The 18,214-nt window shown below is 66.8% G+C and carries 15 protein-coding genes; 9 read left to right on the top strand and 6 right to left on the bottom strand.

Features of this window, described 5'->3' with window-relative positions:
* The first annotated feature begins 10 nt into the window (after positions 1–10).
* Positions 11–1,474, top strand: a complete 1,464-nt coding sequence (locus P3G67_RS20565) for a sensor histidine kinase (protein WP_276094755.1) — start codon at positions 11–13, stop codon at positions 1,472–1,474.
* 457 nt (positions 1,475–1,931) lie between these two features.
* On the opposite strand, the gene P3G67_RS20560 is transcribed toward P3G67_RS20565, so the two are convergent.
* Both P3G67_RS20560 and P3G67_RS20555 read right to left on the bottom strand, forming a co-directional pair.
* Positions 1,932–2,969: a family 16 glycosylhydrolase gene (locus P3G67_RS20560; protein WP_276094754.1), complete on the bottom strand. Its 1,038-nt coding sequence runs from the start codon at positions 2,967–2,969 to the stop codon at positions 1,932–1,934.
* 683 nt (positions 2,970–3,652) lie between these two features.
* The gene (locus tag P3G67_RS20555) at positions 3,653–4,153 is read right to left on the bottom strand and encodes a MarR family winged helix-turn-helix transcriptional regulator (RefSeq protein WP_276094753.1); all 501 of its coding nucleotides are present in this window, start codon (positions 4,151–4,153) and stop codon (positions 3,653–3,655) included.
* 130 nt (positions 4,154–4,283) lie between these two features.
* On the opposite strand from P3G67_RS20555, the gene lgt reads away from it, so the two are divergent.
* The 3 genes from lgt (at position 4,284) to pstS (ending at position 7,277) form a co-directional block, all read left to right on the top strand.
* Complete coding sequence (gene lgt / locus P3G67_RS20550) at positions 4,284–5,144, top strand: prolipoprotein diacylglyceryl transferase (RefSeq protein WP_276094752.1); 861 nt, start codon at positions 4,284–4,286, stop codon at positions 5,142–5,144.
* Positions 5,141–5,980, top strand: a complete 840-nt coding sequence (locus P3G67_RS20545) for a phosphatase PAP2 family protein (protein WP_276094751.1) — start codon at positions 5,141–5,143, stop codon at positions 5,978–5,980. Before lgt ends, P3G67_RS20545 begins: the two co-directional genes overlap by 4 nt.
* Before the next feature lie 163 nt (positions 5,981–6,143).
* Positions 6,144–7,277 carry a phosphate ABC transporter substrate-binding protein PstS gene (pstS, locus tag P3G67_RS20540; protein WP_276094750.1) on the top strand — a complete coding sequence of 378 codons (1,134 nt, stop codon included), beginning with the start codon at positions 6,144–6,146 and terminating at the stop codon, positions 7,275–7,277.
* 122 nt (positions 7,278–7,399) lie between these two features.
* Here the strand turns inward: pstS and P3G67_RS20535 are convergent, their stop codons facing one another.
* Positions 7,400–7,903, bottom strand: coding sequence for a hypothetical protein (locus P3G67_RS20535; protein ID WP_276094749.1), 504 nt, complete (start codon positions 7,901–7,903; stop codon positions 7,400–7,402).
* Between the two features lie 147 nt (positions 7,904–8,050).
* Positions 8,051–8,929, bottom strand: coding sequence for a biosynthetic peptidoglycan transglycosylase (locus P3G67_RS20530; protein ID WP_276094748.1), 879 nt, complete (start codon positions 8,927–8,929; stop codon positions 8,051–8,053).
* Positions 8,930–9,225: 296 nt separating this feature from the next.
* On the opposite strand from P3G67_RS20530, the gene P3G67_RS20525 reads away from it, so the two are divergent.
* The 4 genes from P3G67_RS20525 to P3G67_RS20510 all read left to right on the top strand — a co-directional run bounded on the left by P3G67_RS20525 (position 9,226) and on the right by P3G67_RS20510 (position 14,887).
* Positions 9,226–10,665 (top strand): MFS transporter, encoded by a 1,440-nt coding sequence (locus P3G67_RS20525; RefSeq protein ID WP_276094884.1) that lies wholly within the window; start codon positions 9,226–9,228, stop codon positions 10,663–10,665.
* A gap of 371 nt (positions 10,666–11,036) precedes the next feature.
* Entirely contained in the window at positions 11,037–11,426 is a 390-nt protein-coding gene (locus tag P3G67_RS20520) for a BlaI/MecI/CopY family transcriptional regulator (RefSeq protein WP_276094747.1), read from the top strand.
* Positions 11,427–11,445: 19 nt separating this feature from the next.
* A complete protein-coding gene (locus tag P3G67_RS20515; protein ID WP_276094746.1) occupies positions 11,446–12,348 on the top strand; it encodes a M48 family metalloprotease in 903 nt (300 codons plus the stop codon).
* Between the two features lie 808 nt (positions 12,349–13,156).
* Entirely contained in the window at positions 13,157–14,887 is a 1,731-nt protein-coding gene (locus P3G67_RS20510) for a SulP family inorganic anion transporter (RefSeq protein WP_313880822.1), read from the top strand.
* 1,393 nt (positions 14,888–16,280) lie between these two features.
* Here the strand turns inward: P3G67_RS20510 and P3G67_RS20505 are convergent.
* Together P3G67_RS20505 and P3G67_RS20500 are read right to left on the bottom strand one after the other, a co-directional pair.
* Positions 16,281–16,475, bottom strand: coding sequence for a hypothetical protein (locus tag P3G67_RS20505; protein ID WP_276094744.1), 195 nt, complete (start codon positions 16,473–16,475; stop codon positions 16,281–16,283).
* 415 nt (positions 16,476–16,890) lie between these two features.
* Positions 16,891–17,112: a hypothetical protein gene (locus tag P3G67_RS20500; RefSeq protein ID WP_276094743.1), complete on the bottom strand. Its 222-nt coding sequence runs from the start codon at positions 17,110–17,112 to the stop codon at positions 16,891–16,893.
* A 70-nt stretch (positions 17,113–17,182) separates the two neighbouring features.
* Here P3G67_RS20500 and P3G67_RS20495 point away from each other — a divergent pair, with 70 nt between their 5' ends.
* Positions 17,183–18,136, top strand: a complete 954-nt coding sequence (locus P3G67_RS20495; protein WP_276094742.1) for a DUF4236 domain-containing protein — start codon at positions 17,183–17,185, stop codon at positions 18,134–18,136.
* The last annotated feature ends 78 nt before the right edge of the window (positions 18,137–18,214 follow it).

Raw genomic sequence — 18,214 nt, 5'->3', positions numbered from 1 at the left:
CATCAGGCTCATGGTCCGACGCCTTCTACTCAGCTACCTCACCCTGACGCTGCTCGTCCTGCTCGCCCTGGAGGTCCCGTTCGGGATCGTCTATGCAGACAGCCAAACCTCGACGCTGTCCACCGCGTTGGAACGGGACGCCGTCGTACTCGCCGAAGTCGTCGAAGAGGACGTGGAGACTGCGGACGCGCGCGAACTGCCCGCACTGCTCACCAAGTTCACCCACCGCGCCGGCACCCACGTGACCATCGTCGACCGGCATGGCAACACGCTCGCCGACTCCGCCCCCCAAGCCGTCCACCCACAGCGCAACCTCTCCCACGCCCCCGACATCGCCGCCGCCCTCCGCAACCAGCGCACCAGCGGCACCACACGCGACGCCACCCTGGGCGGTGAGGTCTACTACGCCACCGCCCCCGTGGCCTTCGGGACGACGGTCGGCGGTGCCGTGCGACTGAGCGCCCCCACCACCGACACAGCCACCCGCATCCACGCAGCGTGGATGGCCTTGGCCACCGCCGCGCTCTCCGTTCTCGCCGCCATGACGGTGATAGGGCTCGCTCTCGCACGCTGGATCACCCGCCCGGTACGTGAACTAGAGCGAGCCACCACCCAACTCGCCGACGGTTCCCTGACCGAACCACCCGCCGTCAACCTCGGCCCACCTGAACTACGCCGCCTGGCAAGTGAGTTCACCCGCACCGCTACCCGTCTGCAACATCTGCTGCGCGCCCAGCACCGCTTCGCCGCCGACGCATCCCACCAGCTCAAGACACCGCTCACGGCACTGCGACTGCGCCTGGAGAACCTCGAACCCGACCTCCAACCGCACGCCCAGCACAACCTCGGCAGCGCCCTGTCCGAGATCGACCGTCTCGTCCGCATGATCCAGGGACTCCTCGCCCTCGCTCGCGCGGAGAGCACGGAGACCGCCCCCGTGCCCGTGGACCCCGACGCGATCCTGAACGACAGGGTGGGCACCTGGAAGGCCTTCGCCACCGAACGTGGCATCGCCATCGCCCTCGCCGGGGGTCAGGTCGGTCGGGTCTGGGCGGTGCCAGGCGCACTGGAGCAGATCGTCGACAACCTCCTCGCCAACGCACTGCGCGCCGCTCCACCCGGCACGACCGTCACCCTGGCTCAGTCCGTCCTGGTCGAGCGCGGCTCCGACAGCGCCCCGTACGTGGAGATCCACGTGACCGACGAGGGGCCAGGGATGAACGACGAGGAGCGTGCCAGCGCCTTCGACCGGTTCTGGCGCGCCCCGAACGCCTCCCCAGACGGTACGGGCCTCGGCCTGGCCATCGCACAGCAGTTGGCCCACGCCAGCGGCGGAGAGATCGACCTGCGTCCCGCAGCCGGGGGCGGCCTCGACGCCGTCATCCGCCTCCGCCCGATAACACCAGGACGACGCCAACGGTACCGGCCATTGCCCACTACGCCGGACACCCCTGCCCACCGGGCCCCCAAGTAGCCGGAGCACGCGCCGCCTCCAGCCGACCGGATCCCGCGCCGAATCTGGCCGCGCAGGTGAGGAGTTGAACGCGGCGATGTGCCAGGGACGGTCCCCACCCGCAACTATCACCTATTACGGGTGCGCTGCTGCCGGGGATGACCAGCGCAGCGGGAGCCCGATATCCTCACCGCACACCGTGACGCGCGGACCACGCCATGGGCGACTGCACACGGCCTGATCGTGACCGGATTATGCCGCCGAGGACGCGGGTGCCCACCTACTACTCCGACTACGGCGTTGCGGTCGACCTGACCGATCCCGATGCTTCGGACACCTTCAACCTCCACTCGGTGACCAGTGGCGGCCAATCCGGCGCCGCCTGAGCCGGGAGCCTTTGTGGCATCCCGCTGAACAGTGGGCGGTCGTTGGGTGCGGCGGTGCCGCGTATGCGAGAGCAGCGAGCCGACCGGGCTTCTCAGCCCCAGGACCAACCACGCACGTCGGCGATGTCCATCTGGGCCCATGAGTTGGGGGCGGCGGGCGGGCCGTTCAGTGCGGACTCGTTTTGGATGTCCCAGTCCGCGGGTGTGTCGGGAACCGCGGTGCGGGACTCGCCGATCAATCTGCCGTCGAGGTAGAACCGCAGGTCGCCGGGGCTCCACTTGATCCGTGAGGTGTGCCACTGACCCCAGGTAGCCCGGGTGCCGAAGCCGTCCTGTTCGCCGCCGATGGCGTTGATGTGGTGGGCGTAGGCATAGATTCCGCCCGTCCACTCTCCTTCAGGGAAGTCGACTTCACAGTTGGGGCAGCGGTTGTTGTCGGTCGGCGAGAGCAGGTGCGCGCTCTTGTAACCGGCCGCGAGGTGGGAGACCCTCCACCTCTCCTCGTATGCGCCGTACCGCAGCCCCATAAGCCTTTTCGGCACGATGGTCGCCGAGTGAACCGGACCGGTGGCTCCGCGCCACATGCGGATGTGCAGTTGGCCGCCAGAGATCCACAGCGTGGTGGCCGGGTCGTAATAGCCGCCGACCGCATAGTGGCGTTGCGTAGCGGTATCCGGCCAACCTGCCGGATATGCCCACCACTTGGCGGCCATGGCCGTCGGCAGGCCGCCGCAGTACGCCGCCGGGGTGTCGACGCGGTGCTTGCAGTCCGAGAAGGCGCCTTTGGATACCGGTGTGTTGAACGTGTCAGCGAAGACTAGATGCCAGCGCGAGCGCCGGGTTGGCTGTGGTGTCGGCCGGTTCGATCGCCGCGCCGGCAGTGGCCTCGCGTGTCCGGGACTGGCGCAGGCGCCGAGCAGACCGGCGGCGATGAGGCTGATCACAGCGGTACGACATCTCACGCTGCCCTCCAGTGCGCAAATGGCTTCCTGACGAAGGGCTACCCGCGAGATCGCAAGGCCATGGGTCCGCTCAACTGTTCGTGCGGTGTGGGTGCGTGTCCTTTCGGTGGGCACCGCCGTGGAAGACGCATGGGTAGACCGGATGATGGCAGCGAGGCTCTTGCCCATCACGTGGCACCGGACTGTTGGTGGACAGTTCTCTCTGCTACTGGCGGCCAGATACGGAGGAGTTGTCTTGCCGCCGTTTTCACGGAGCGTGGTAGTGGCGGCGTTTGCCTTCGGCCCGTAATGGGAGACTGACTCCGCAGCGCCGCTTCCGGGGCAGAGGAGCGGGGGGAAGGGCGGCGTGCTGGGCCCAGTACATCGGAGCGCGCGGTGGTGCATCGTCCGCTGCTGAAGTGCGCGGGCGGCGGGGCGAAAGAGTCAGGATCGCGATGGTGGCGTGCGCCTGTTCGGTCGTGTGGTCCGCTGTGGCGGGCGTGGCGTCGCTTGTGGAGGGCGCGGTCACCGGTTCGCTACGCCTGCTTGCGTTCGGCCTGGGTTCGGTGATTTCGGCTTCCGCTGTCCTCGTCTGGTGCTTCAGGTGCGAACTCCGTCAAGCCGACCCTGCGCCAAGCCGACGGGTGCCCCACCTCAGCTTGCGCCCACGGCAACGCGCACGCGGCTCTCGGTCAGGTCCTGTCCTCGTGGCGCTTGCTGTGGCTGGTGCAGGGGGCGGAGGCGGGCTTGCGGTGGGCGATCGCCTCCCCAGCGACGGTTGTGTGGTGCGCGCCGACCGGGTGTTGCTGGCGGAGGCGCCGTGGCGGACCGAGGCTGCCCTCATTGATCGCTTGTGGGGGGCGCACGCCATCTCAGCGGCGTTGTTGGGGCACGTCCCTGCCTTCGAGGTGTGCGGCGATGTGGAGGAGTGCGGGTAGGGCGGCACGCACTGCGGCCCGGTCGCGGGCGTTGAGTGAGGTCAGAGCCCGGTCGAGGCGCTGTTCGTGGGCCTCGACCCATGCTGCGAGCTGGGCGTGTCCGGCGTCGGTGAGGGTGACGACGGAGGCGCGGCGGTCGGCGGGGTCGACGGCGCGGGCGACCAGGCCGCTGTTGATCATCTGGCCGATGAGTCCGCTGACGGTGCTGGTCGCCAGCCGCTGCCACACGGCGAGGTCCCCGACCCGGGCAGGGGAGTGCTCGGCGAGCACCTGCATCAACTCGACCTGGGCCATGGGCAGCGTCTCCCACGGATAGTCGCTCCGTATTGAGGCACGTAGCGCGCGGCGCAGCCTGGTCACGGCCTCGGTGAGCAGGCGGGCATCCGTGGATCCTTCCACGGGAGTGGTCGGGGGCACCGGAGGTTGCGAGGACATGAGCCAATTTTAGACGGCCCATTGCGATTGGCCCGGTGTCCGAAAGTTTCGGTGTCCGATGTAGTGTCGTGCGGGTCAGCTTGGGGGCGCGCCGGATCGTGTGCCGGTGAGCGCGGGGGTACGGAGGGTCATGGTTCTGGCGTATCTGCCGAGCCCGTCACAAGGGGTATGGCATCTGGGTCCGTTCCCCGTGCGTGCGTATGCGTTGTGCATCATCACCGGGATCTTCGCGGCGGTGCTGCTGGCCCGACGGCGCTGGGCGGCCTGGGGCGGGAATCCGGACGACATCGCCGACATCGCGGTGTGGGCGGTGCCGTTCGGGCTGCTCGGCGGGCGGCTGTACCACGTGATCACAGACCCGGAGCTGTACTTCACGGCAGGACAGCAGCCCATCCGCGCCCTGTACGTATGGGACGGCGGCCTGGGCATTCCCGGCGCGGTCGCGCTGGGTGCGTTCGGCGCCTGGCTGGGCTGTCGACGCCGCGGGATCGCGCTGGCCGACTTCGCCGACACCGTCGCCCCCGGACTGGTTCTGGCGCAGGCGATCGGCCGGTGGGGCAACTACTTCAACCAGGAGCTGTACGGCCGCCCCACCCACCTGCCCTGGGCACTGATGATCGATCCGGCCCACCGGCCGGCCGACACCCCGAACGTCGCCCTGTACCAGCCCACCTTCCTGTACGAGTCGCTGTGGGACTTGGGTGTGGTCTTCCTGCTGCTGTGGCTCGATCGCCGCTACCACCCGCGCCGGGGAAGGCTATTCGCCTGGTACGTCCTCGCATACACCGTGGGCCGCTCCTGGATCGAGGCCCTGCGGATCGACCACGCCAACCACTTCCTGGGCCTGCGGCTGAACGACTGGGTCTCCGCCATGGTCTTCACCGCCGCCGCGGCCTACCTCATAGTCACCCGCCGCGGCCCTACGGACACTTCCGACCCCACAGCCACAGCCATGGCAGACCACGACGAGATAGGCAGGAACGCGAGTTGACCCGTATATCCCCCGCGCTCCGTTTCGGCCCCTTGCTGCCCGCTCGGCTGCGCCCGTCGCACCGGCCCAAGCTGTGGGTGGAGTTGGCGTTCACGGCGATCGGCTACTGGGCGTACACCCTCAGCCGCAACGCCGTCCCCGCGCACCGGGTGGCCGCCATGCACCGCGCCACGGCGATCTGGCACACCGAGCAGTCACTGCACCTGAACATCGAGCGGGCGGTCAACCACGCTGCCGACAAGGTCACATGGCTGATCGTGGGGATGAACTACTACTACGCCACACTGCACTTCATCGTCACCATCGGCGTCCTGGTCTGGCTCTACATACGCCACGGATCGCTCTACCGCTCGGCGCGTACCGCCTTGTACGCGGCCACGCTCCTCGCGCTGGTCGGCTTCACCTTCTACGCGCTCGCGCCGCCGCGCTTCCTCGCTGACCAGGGGTTCATCGACACCGTCGTCAAACACCACACCTGGGGTTCCTGGGCCTCCGGTGATGTGGCCTCGCTGTCCAACCAGTACGCCGCCATGCCGTCGGTCCACATCATCTGGTCCGGGTGGAGCGGAGTCACACTGGCGGTCCTGGCGCGCCGGACCTGGGTGAAGGTGTTGGGGCTCGCCTACCCACTGGCGACGTTCACGGTGATCATCGCCACTGCCAACCACTTCCTCGCCGACGCGGTTGCCGGGGGACTGACCCTGATGGTCGGCTTCCTCGTCCAGCGCCTGCTCACCGGACGCCCCGCCTACCGCCGACGCACCTCGGAACCCACTCCACCACCTGCCGGTACCCGGGTCCTCGTCAGAGATGGCACAGAGCGGGACGGATGCTGATGGCCGAGGTTCACGCTGAATTCATCCATCCCAGCCCGTGACGTCACGCGACCCTTCTATTTTCAGCCAAGTCATAGATGGCTTTCAGCCAAGAGTGGCTGGATGTACATACTCCTATGCTTCGCCGACGGCGGCGGGCACCCGGAAGGAACACGAGACAGTGATGCTCACTCGCAAGAGCGGACTTCGCGGCCTGGCCTTCGGCGCTATCGCGGTCTCCAGCGCCCTGGTCCTGACCGCCTGCGGCACGGACAACAACAGCGGCGGTAGTTCTCCGTCGGGCGGGGCGTCGAACGCCGCTGCCACCGGCTCCATAAAGTGTGGCGGCAAGGGACAGCTGCTGGCCTCCGGTTCGACCGCGCAGAAGAACGCGATGGACCAGTGGAGCAAGAACTTCATGCAGGCGTGCTCCGGGGTGCAGATCAACTACAAGGGCACTGGCTCCGGCGCGGGTGTCACCGAGTTCCTCCAGGGCAGCACGGCGTTCGCCGGTTCCGACTCGCCGCTCAAGTCGGAGCAGATCAGCCAGTCCAAGTCGGTCTGCAAGGGCGGTCAGGCGATCGACCTGCCGATGGTCGGCGGCCCGATCTCGGTCATCTACAACCTGCCGGGCGTGAACAACCTGGTGCTGGACGCTCCGACGCTGGCGAAGATCTTCAACTCGCAGATCGTCAAGTGGGACGACCCGGCGATCAAGAAGCTCAACCCGGGCGTCAACCTGCCGTCGACCTCGATCCAGCCGTTCCACCGCACCGAGGACTCCGGCACCACCGACAACTTCACCAAGTACCTCAAGGCCGCCGCCCCCAGCGACTGGCCGTACTCCGGCGGCCAGGCCTGGCAGGCCAAGGGTGGCCAGTCCGCCCAGGGTTCGGCCGGTGTCACCTCGCAGGTCAAGCAGACAGCCGGCGCGATCGGCTACACCGAGCTGTCCTACGCCACCGCCAACAACGTGCCGACCGTCAAGCTGAACACCGGCGCCTCCGCCCCGGTCGCCATCACGCCGGACAACGCCTCCAAGGCCATCGCGGACGCCAAGATCGTCGGCACCAACGGCGACTTGGCGCTCAAGCTCAACTACTCCACCAAGGCCGAGGGCGCCTGGCCGATCGTCCTGGTCACCAACGAGATCGTCTGCAGCAAGGGCAACAAGCCCGACACGCTGGCCGCCACCAAGGCCTTCCTCAGCTACCTGGCCAGCGACAGCGCGCAGAAGACGCTCAGCTCGCAGAGCTACGCCCCGTTGCCTTCTGAGATCGACAGCAAGGTTCAGGACGCCATCGCCTCCCTGTCCTGACCCAAACGCGAGCGGCTGGTGGGCCGGATGCGGGTCCGGTCTACCAGCCGCTCGACGTAGGAACTGACAGGGGAGCCGCCACGTGCACCTGGCGTGGCTCTCAACATTTACGCCCCCGAATCTCATCGGCCGGTTATCGTTCCCCTAACGTCCTGGCCGTCGCGCGGGGCCATACTGCGGACCATGCTGTGGATGGCTCTGATCTCCTCCATCACCTGGTCGATGGCGGAGTCGAGGAGCATCACGGGATCCTGTTGCGTCCAGAACTGCACGACCTCGCCAAGTTCCAATCGCCAGAAGGCCGTGTCGTCAATTACCTGAAACTGCATGCTGCGGGCGAGTTCGGTGAACCCAGGACCAGGAGTACCGGACTGCTCCGCTACGACGAGCGCCGAGAGCATGGGGCGACCGTGTTCAACCTCATACGTGCTGACATGGCCGAGCGCCGGGAACATCGTACGGAAGGGCGGACGACTCATGCCACTGTGCTCGCCACCAGGGTCGACGAGGAGGCCGAGGTCCTTGTAGCTCAGGCACGCGTCCAGTGGCTCGGCCGGGTCGGCGTCCTGAGCACGGGTTAACAGTGCGCGGCGAATCGCGCATTCGATGGGTGTGAGTGTGATCAACGATCCTCCCGGTTCAAAGGGGGTGGATGGCATCGGCCGTAATGGCGGGTGTGGGTTGTGGGGAAGAGTTCGCCGGACGCCGGGACTGTGCGATGCACTGCAGCTTCCTCGGCCTTCTCGTCGCGGGGCCTTGTGGGGGCCACCTGTTCAGGAAGCCAGTTCCAGCGGCGAGTTCGCGTAGTGGCGAGCCTGCGCCGAGGTGAGGATCTTGGTGACGGCGAGTCGATGTAGTACCTCGGCGCGGCGGGCGGTGGCGTGCTGAGGATGCTGAAGCGGGTCGTCGGCACTCGGCGCTTGGACGAGTCCGACGAGCAGCGCGGCCTGGGGCCAGTCCAAGTGCTCCGGTGAGGTGTGGAAGTAGCCGCGTGCGGCAGCGTCCAACCCCCAGTACCCGTGCCCGAAGTAGACCGTCGCCAGGTACATGCGCAGCATCTTCGGCTTGGACCAGTGATGGTCCAGCTTCACGGCCAGGACGACCTGCTCAACCTGGTCGAGATGACCGTCATGGCCTGCGGTGTACAGCTGCTTGACGAGCTGCTGTTCCAAGGTCGAGCCACCCAGATTTCGACCCCCACGCAGAGCGCCGTAGGTTGCCCGCGCGACACTGGGGAGATCGACTCCGGGGTTGGTGAAGAACCGCGAGTCCTCGGTGGAGACCAGGGCGGCGGCGATCTTGTGCGGGATCGGCGAGTGGGGAACGTTCACATGATGCGCGGCGGCTTGGGCGCGCACCCGCTTGCCCGCATCGCCGACCCCGGGTGTGGCGACGTACAAGATTCCGCCCAGTACCGCGACAACAGCAGCGACGGATACGACGACGACAGTGGCGCGACGTGCTCTGACCAGCAGCCCTGGCGGTACTGAACGTCGACTACGGGCCCAGCCTTCGGCAGCGAGGAACGTGACGAGACCGGCAATGGCGCACCCGGCCACGGTCGCCATGGGGGAGGGGGTCATACCCAACAGTGGTCGCGCCGCCCCGATCGCGATGGCGGCCATCATGGTGCCTGCGCTGGCGGAGATCACGATCCGTTCTCCGAGCGATGAGGACAAGATCCCTGACCGGACACGCGGCGGCGTTGACGGCTGGGAGGGGGCGTCGGACACGTGCGGTCTCCTCGATGGGGGCACGGCGAACGATCCAAGCGAAATTCTTACAAGCCGTAAGACTAGCTCACATCGTCCGGTGACTTGCTCGTGGCCGGCATTTTACATATCGGCTGCCGAATATTTCTGTAACCGATGTAATACTGAGGGCGGCCACCCACCCGGTGGTACGCAACGCCGCGTCTCGGACAAGGGGGGACGACGTGACCAGCCACATGACCTCACACCCCGCACGACGCCGTCGGCTGCCGACGGCTCTGACCGAAGAACGTCCGCGCCCCGAGCGGATACGCAATCACCCCGGTGCCTGGTGGCTCGCGGTGGCCACCGTCTGCTTCGGCGCCTTCATGGGGCAGCTCGACGCCAGCATCGTCACGCTGACCTACCGCAGCCTGCGCACCGAGTTCAACGCCACGCTGGCGGCCGTCGAGTGGGTCTCGCTCGCGTACCTGCTCGCACTCGTCGCGCTACTCGTCCCGGTCGGACGACTGGCAGACGCGCACGGCCGCAAGCTGTTCTACCTGTACGGCTTCGTGGTCTTCACCGCCGGATCGGCCGCCTGCGGCCTCGCGCCCTCGCTGATCGCACTCGTCGCCTTCCGAGTCGTCCAGGCCGCCGGCGCGGCGATGATGCAGGCCAACAGCGTCGCCCTGGTGGCGACCAGCGCCCCGCGAGATCGCATGCGCACGGCACTCGGAGTGCAGGCCGCGGCCCAAGCCCTCGGCCTGGCACTGGGCCCCACCGTCGGCGGCGCTTTGGTGGCAACGCTCGGCTGGCGCTGGGTGTTCGGCATCAACGTTCCGATCGGCATCGTCGCCCTGATCGGCGGCCACTACCTGCTGCCGCGGACCCACAGCCGCAATCGCACCCAGGGATTCGACTGGCCGGGTCTTGCCCTGTTGTCCCTGGCCACGACCACAGGACTGCTGGCGGTGTCGGCGGCATCCGGACTGCCCGTTCCCGGCTGGGGTGTTGGACTGCTGTTCGCGGTTGCCGCGGCGGGGATTTGGGCATTCGTCGCACGACAGCGCCGGACCGCGGCACCTCTGCTCGATCTGGCGCTCCTGCGCATTCGGGCGGTCTCCTCGGGGCTGGTGGGGGCGCTGACCGGCTACCTGGTGCTGTTCGGGCCGCTGGTTCTCGTCCCCGTGGCGCTGACCGACGCGGGATCCTCCGAACTCACCGCCGGACTGGTACTCACCGCGCTCCCAGCGGGATTCGCTCTCGCCGCGACCGGCGCCGACAAACTCCTGCCTGCATCCATCACCGACCGCGGACGCTGTCTGATCGGAGCCGTGGTGTGCACCGGGACCCTCGCCGTGCTCCTCGTCGCTCCGCTCACCAGCACCTGGCTGACGCTGCTACTTGCCCTGCTGGGGCTGGGGTTGGGCACGTTCACCCCCGCCAACAACACCCTGATCATGGGCGCCATCCCCGTCGCCTCCTCAGGCACTGGCGGCGGACTGGTCAACATGACCCGCGGCCTGGGCACGGCTTTGGGAGTCGCCTTGGTGACGCTGGCGCTGCACCTCGCCTCGGGCAGCGGTGTCCTTGCTGGACCGCGCTGGGCCGTGCTCGTGTTGCTGGTCGCCTCCGTACTCACCACTCTCGCTGCGTGGTTCGGTCCACGAGCCCTGGAGCCACTGGGGGTGTGAGCGCGTGGGGAACGATGACGGGAAGGCGGCGTTGTCGGTGACGCCGATCCCACATCAAGCTGGCCGAGGGTGGCGCGTTGCCCCTCGCGGGGGCATTTGAGCCTTCGGCCACGGCCTGTACTGAGGTGGTGGGGTCGGCCGGATGGCTACAACATGGGCCGACCCCGCTGGCACCGTACAGCTCGCGGCCCGTCGATGGCCAGTGGAGGGAAGGTGGTGCCGCGAAGTTCACAGCATGGTGCGGGAAACTATGCGGATCCCTTAGAGTCCTACAGTGTGTGAGACTGGTTGGGCTCGGGCGTGTGTGACGCATGCGGACAGGGCCGGCTGGAGAGTTTGTCGGACTCATCTTCGAGGGAGGCGTACCGCACATGTCGTCACGCGGGGAGGGCGCGGGAGCTGCTCAGGGGGGGCGGCGTCCGGCCGGTGCGCTGGAGGCCGAGGTGATGGCGGCGTTGTGGGCGTCCGGCGCGCCGATGACCGCCAGGCAGGTGCAGGAGGCGCTGGGCGAGGGGCTGGCGTACAAGACGGTGCTCACCGTGCTGGGGCGGCTTCATGTCAAGGGGCTGCTGGATCGTGAGCCCGTTGGTCGTGCCCACGCCTACTGCCCTCGGCGGGGTCCCGCTCAGACGGCCGCTCAGCAGATGAACGAGGCGTTGAGTCGTGGTCCCAGTCGCACGGAAGTGCTGCACCACTTCGTGGAGAACTTGGACCCGGACGAGCAGGCTGCCTTGCGTGAGCTGCTCGGCCCGGGTGAGTGAGCGGCGGGATACCGAGCTCATGCATACCGCCGTCTACTTGCTGCTGCTCGCCTCCGTCGTGCTGGCTGTGGCGGGACCACGCCTGACGCGCGGGTTGGCGCCCGCCACCGCGGCACGGGCGTTGACCGCGCTCATCCTCACCGCGGCTGCGGCATCCACAACCGGCTTGATCGTCCTGGCGGTTGGCGGTCTGAGCCGTACCGACGAAGTACTGGCGTTCTCCCACCCGGACACCGCGGTCTTGGCTGCGGACGACCCCGTTCCGCGGCGGATCGGTGCACTGGCCGCGGTCCTGATCCTGATCGTCCTCGTGCGGTTGGTGGTCGCTGTGGTGCGGCGGGTGCGGTCGGTGCGGGCGTTGGCGGTGGTACGTCGTTCCCCCGCCGCGGGTGACCTCATCGTGGTGGAGGCGGAGGAGGCCACCGCGTTCGCTCTGCCGGGTAGACCCCGGAGGATCGTCGTCTCCACTGGCATGCTGCGTGCCTTGCCAGCGGCCGAGCGGACGGTGCTGCTCGCGCACGAGCGGGCGCACCTGGCCCACGGCCACCATCGCCTGCAGGCGCTCGCGGAGGCGGCAGCGGCGGTTAACCCGCTGCTGGGCGGTGTGCGGGAACACCTCGCCTTCGCCTTGGAACGTTGGGCGGACGAGGAGGCCGCCACCGCCGTCGCCTCACGCACGCTGGCCGCCCGATCCCTGGCCCGCGCCGCGTTGGCGAGCACGAGCCGCGCATCCGGACCCGCCACCGCACTGGGCTACTTGCACCACCGGGTGGCCGCTCGGGTGGCGGCCCTGCAGGGCACCCGACCGGTCAATCGCGTCAGCGCCACCTTGCCGGCCGTCGTCCTGACCGTCCTGACCGCATTCGCCTTGGTGGACACCGACGCGGCGCTGCTGCGCTGCCTTCAAGCCCTCCATCCCTGACTCCCGTCCCCGCAACGCCGCTTCCTCTGCTCGCCGGAGTCCCTAGCCCGCCAGGGCTGGTGGCCGTTGGAGGTCCTGCGCAGTGTGCCTTGCGTCGGACTCGGTGGTGGTGTCCGGCGGCGGCGGTCCCGGCCGTGAAACGCCGTCCATCAACTTCGCCCCATCTGCTGCGAAAGCCTTGCGCTGGCGGTGAACGGGCGGGACGCGGATGCCAGCCGGGACACCGCAGCTGCGGCAAGCGCCCCTCGAAATGTGTTTGACCGGTCGCTGAGTTTAAGCGAGGCGCCGAAGGGGCCGTCTTTCGCGACGCCTCGGAATCGTGAACACAAGATAGGTCGAGTAGACAATCTGAGGATCGCGAACTTCTTGCGGAACCGGGGTTACCCGTGCCATGGTGAATTGACATCAGTCGAGAGATCCGGTAGTCGATAGCCCTAATTGACTTATGGTCTGCCTGGTCAATGGTCGCAGGTATGCAAAGTTCCTTGCTGAACTTTCATGGGGGCAATAGGTGTAGTCGCCACGTTCTCCGTAGTGGCCTCCACTGTGGGGCAAGTCGGCTGCCGGAGCTCGCTCTTGGGGGTGAGCGGCACCGCCATGGACATCAACTCTCGACCTCTCCCGAACTCATTCCTCTGCGTACCTGGCCGTACCGTCATGGTGGGGAATTTGGTAGACGTTGCGGTCCCCGCCTTCGGATTCCCGAATGGCTTTGAATTCGGGCGCTCCGAGAGTGAAATGGAGCGTCATCTGTGGCATCTCCGGGTGTCCGCCCCGGCAAGGTCCGTGAAGAATAGGACGTGACCCCATGAGTATCGATGGTGATGCCGCGCGACTCGGGTGGAAAGTGCGGAAACGCCTGCGAGCAGTTCTCCCGCGAAGAAGTAATTTCACTGAAATGCGACGCTGTCCGCGTAAGGACATCATGGCCGGTGTGACGGTTGCCATCACCGCGCTGCCTCTCGCTCTCGGTTTGGGCGCGGCGTCTGGTTTGGGTGCGCAAGCGGGGCTGGTCAGCGCCGTGACTGCCGGTGCAGTGGCGGCGTTGTTCGGTGGCTCCAGGCTTCAGATCTCCGGCCCCACAGGTGTGTTGACGGTGGTCCTCGCACCCATCGCGCATGACTTCGGCGCCTCCGGAGTGTTGACCGCCGGATTGCTGGCCGGCTTGCTGCTGATGGCCCTCGCTCTCGTCCGGGCCAGCGGATACATGCGCTATGTGCCCGCGCCCGTCATCAAGGGGTTCACCGTCGGCAGCGCTGCCGTCATCGTCCTTCAGCAGACCCCTCCAGCGCTGGGCGTCGCCACACACTCCGGCGGGACCATCGCCCGCACCGCCGCCAGAGCACTATCTGAATCCGCCACACACCCGAACTGGGCAGCGGTGACAGTCTGTTCCGCGGTTGTCCTCGTACGATTGGTCGGGGCGCGATGGCGGCCAGATGTTCCCTTCGCGTTGGTAGGAGTGGCTGCCGCCACTGTGGTGGCGCACTTCGCACGGTTGTCGTTGCCGCGTATCGGACACCTTCCGGCGGGTATCCCGCACCCGTCGTGGAAGTTCCTTGCTATCTCCGCTGTGCCGGACCTCCTGCCCTCGGCAGCGACGGTCGCTGTGTTGGTGGCACTGGAGGCGCTGATGACGGCCGCGGCGGCGGACTCGATGCGCGAGGGCGAACCATACGACGGTGACCGGGAGTTGTTCGGGCAAGGAATGGCCAATCTGGTCACCCCGCTCGTCGGCGGATTGGCAGCTACGGGAACGGTCGTCCGCACTGCCGTTAACGTACGGTCTGGGGCATCATCTCGCCTTGCCGCACTCGTCCACTCGACGACATTGGCCTTGGTCGCCTTCGCCGCCGCACCAGTCGTGGCCGAAGTGCCCCTGTCCGCGTTGGCGGGAGTACTGATCGCAACAGCCGTGCGGATGGTCGACCTTGAGTCGCTACGGATGCTCGTGCGGGCTGACCGTGGACAGGCGGCCGTCGCGGCGGTCACCGCCGCAGTCACCCTGGCCTTCGACCTGGTCACCGCAGTCGCCGCTGGTATCGCATTGGCAACGGCACTGGCCCTACGCGCTGTTGTCCACTGCGCCCGAGTCGAACACCAAACGGTACGTTCCGAGCGATCGACCTCTGTACCAGAGAGTCGAGTGCAAGATTCACATGGAGCCGTCGCCACCTACGTCATCGACGGACCGTTGCTCTTCGCCTCAGCGGAGCGACTCCTGAACCCGGTCAAGGGAGCCCAAGCCTCCGTCGTCATCCTGCACTTGTCGCGGATCACCGCCGTCGACGCCACTGGCCTCCTGGCGCTCCGGGACGTGATCACGTCGCTTGGCCTGCGTGGCTGTATGGTCCTCGCCTGCGGTATCCGCGACCCCCACCGGCACACAATGGAAGCACTGGGGGTATTGACCAGCCTGCGAGCTGCCGGGCACATCTTCGACACGGACATCGAAGCCGAGGCCGTCGCCTGGGCCAAAGCGTCCAGGCATGATGTGCCACCGCAGAGCAATGCTCGTCACGTCCGCCGGCAGGGGTGACCGCCGAAGACTGGCAGCGGCTCCGTTTCCCGGAAGTTCCCGGGCGAATGCACAGGCGTTCATGACGGACACGTTCGGCAGTCGGGCCGGTATACGGGGCGCGCGGCTCAAGTCGCGTCACTGGCGGGGGCATAACGCCGTCCATGAAGTCATCTGGCGAGACCGACCCGAGCAAAACGAGGACTTCGTATCGCGTTCCGCCAACTGCTAGTTGATGTCGCCCAGTTGGCCAGCAATTTGCTGCGGATCGATTCCGACGGCAAGATCGGGCCGCTGGTTCGAAGAGCAGCAGCCCGGCCAGTCGGAGGCAGAGAATGTGGCCCGGCGCTGAAGCTGACCACGGCGGCCTCTGCTCCGACACGTCGGGCCCCGCATTGAAGGAACTCAAGAAGGCGTCATGGGAAGGTCAGCGGCTCCACGCCCTCGGCTTTGCCGGATTCGTTGTCGGCGTACTCGGCCTGATCGCGGCTAGCCTCGGCCTGGGCCAGCACCCTCGACGGAGTACGCCGTTGGCGATTTGCGGCCCTGGCATGACGTCGCTTCCTGAGACGTGGTCGGTTCGGGGACCAACGATTTCTGTGGGATGCGTGTCGACGGCGATGCAGCCGTCCGCGAGATCCGGCTGAAACGGTGCGGGGGCGTGGACAACCTGCCCGGTGCACGAGGCGCCAACGATTCACGACAACAGAGGACCAAAGAAGCCTGCAGCCACAAGTCCTCCTGATACAGCTCAGACGGCCGTCGGCGGCTCACCGCGTTCGCCATCGCGGCGCGCACGGATGCGGCGGCTGTCGGACCGGACCCGGCGCCGGAAACAGAACAAGCCCAGCAATTCGGTCAGCCAGTGGTGGCTACTACCCCTGTGGGTGTGCACGGCGCGATTGGTCCCTTGAGCCTCGCCCTTTCGTGTCACAGGCCCGGGGGACTGGTCACCGGCGACGGGAGAGCGTCGAGGCCCCGACGCGGATGACCGCTCTGTCTCCGCGGTTCCCAAAGCGCGGGACACCTGTCCAGAGCTCGTGATCCGTGCCTTACGGCCACCGCACCTGGGACATACGAGTCGCGTCAGCGGCGATAGTACGCGTTGAACGCCAATGTAGTAGGTGACGCTGATGATTCCCGAGTCATTAGTGTCACGACAGACCCTGTAGGACTGCTCCCAGCCGTGCCAACAGCCCGTGCACGTAAAGGAGTAGGCCTCCTGCGTCGTCTCGGACGCGGGCGGAATCGCGGTTGGAATGTTGGGTGTGCCGTCTGTCTCGCTCATGGCAACTCCTGATGCCCTCCGGTGTATGCCGCCGGACGACTTGAAGTTCGAGTTGTATGAGCGCGCGCTCATTCCTGATTGTATCGGCTGCCGAACTATTTTGTAATCGACGCAATATAAATCGGATCAGCCGACTTGTGGTGGGGCGGGCACCATGGTGCTGGCCAGATAGGTTGGTCGGGTATCGCGCTTCGTCGTGCCGAGCTCCACGAAGGCCGAGGCCGTGACTACGGGCAGGGTCACGGCCTTGTAGCCGAGCTCGGCCATAAGTTGCCCGATCGCTTCAACCTGGTCCTCGATGCTGCTGTGCCGGGCATCCATACCTGCCACAGCATTGGGTGGCTGGTCTGTAGTGGTCAGCTCAGCCTCCTGAGGCTCCTCTGGCAGCTCCTCCTGTAGAGAGCGGGTCGGGTCAGTGCCTCTACCTACCGTGGTGACAGACTGAGCTGACGCGAGATGGTCAGCGCGTACGCGCTGACCCGCAGTAGGTCAGCATCCTGACTGTCGAGGATGGAGGCCCTTCGGCCACTTCGGGTAGTTGGCGAGGTAGAACACCTCGACCGCCGCGGCCGTACGTGCCCGGCGTCCAGCCGTCCCACCCGCTGCCACCTGGCGCACAACAATCACTTACTGTGCCCATGCGTGGTCGACGACCAGGTCGGTGCTGCGGGTGCCGCAGGGGGCGCACGCGTCATCCTTACCGCTGGCCGCACCCCTGATGTACTTGTAGGGCTGATCACGAGAGTCCTGCTTTCATTTCCATTACGACAGTGGTCAGTTGCACGCTGCGCTGCCGATGAAAGGTCCGCCTGATCGTGCCGACCTGAACGTCCTGACTGAGGACCTGGCAGACGCTCAGGGCAACCACGGCCAGGGGAGCTTCTTGTCCCAGTTTCTGAAGACCCTTACGGGCAGCGGCAGCAACGGCTCCTCTCCGCGCCTCGTCTGCGTTGCCCATGGAGGCGCATAATCACGCTTCGGCAACGGCCTGAAGTCGATTGCTGGCTTCTGGAACACTGGTCGCCTCGATGAGCCGCCAGAAGGGGGAAGTGGTGGGCTTCTCCTACCGTAAGAGCTTCAGAGCAGGCCCGTTCCGCGTTACAGCCTCAAAGTCGGGTCTCAGCTACTCCGCCGGGATCAAGGGTGTCCGAGTGACCAAATGGGCCAACGGGCCTGTGCAGACCACTTTCTCCACCCCTGAGACCGGAATGCGTTACACCTCCGGCAGCGGAAAGCGGCAGAAGATTTCCGCCATGACCAACACCGCCATGGCTGACCGCTCGGCAGGTCTCCGTGAGCGCAAGAAGGAGAAGCACCCTGGGGCTTGGTACTTCGCGATTGTGGTTCTCTCAGCCGGCCTGTTCACGGCGATACCCTTCGCCCACGCGGCGGCTCGACTGCAGCGCAGGGACGTCCGACTTCGAGCCGGTATCTATGCTGTTGCCGCAGCGACGCTGGGTGTCCTCACGTCGGTCACCCCGCAAGACCGGCAGGGGCACGCCGTCGGCTCGGTCAGCCATGCCTTGAGCCTGATCGTTGGCGCAGGAGCGATCGCCTTGATGGCGGTCGGATGCTTTCAACTGACTACGCTGCGCCGTGAGGTCTACGGCCTCGGTGCTGTGCGGCCAGTTCACCCTGCGGCGGCTGACCCGGTCGTCGCAGGACGTCTTGCCGCCCGCGCACGTCGAAGCGAAGCCCGCTCACTTGCGCAGAGCGACCCCGTTCTCGCTCAGGATCTCCACATCGGGCGTCCGGACCTGCCGGGTGAGTACGACGATGGCGGCCTCATCGATCTCAACAGCGCGCCCGTCGACGCCATCGCCGCAGCCTGCTCTATAGAGCTAAGGGTGGCTGCAAGGATCGTGGCGGTCCGTCAGAATCTGGGGTCGTTCAACTCACTGGACGAGGTCTTTGCCTTCGCTGAGGTAGAGGAGGGAGCCGCAGCCCGTATTCGGGAGTATGCGCTCCTTCCACCAAGATAGCGACTGGCCCCGCGGGTCTGCGGCGCGCCCACTCGCTACGGGCGCCGCAGCTGGCGCGGTACTGCTGGGAGGTCGCCT

Origin of the sequence: Streptomyces silvisoli (assembly GCF_029269905.1) — a bacterium.
GTDB classification, from domain to species: Bacteria; Actinomycetota; Actinomycetes; order Streptomycetales; family Streptomycetaceae; genus Streptantibioticus_A; species Streptantibioticus_A silvisoli_A.
The sequence above is the reverse complement of the archived record's forward strand: the minus strand, read 5'-3'. Positions and strand labels throughout refer to the sequence as shown.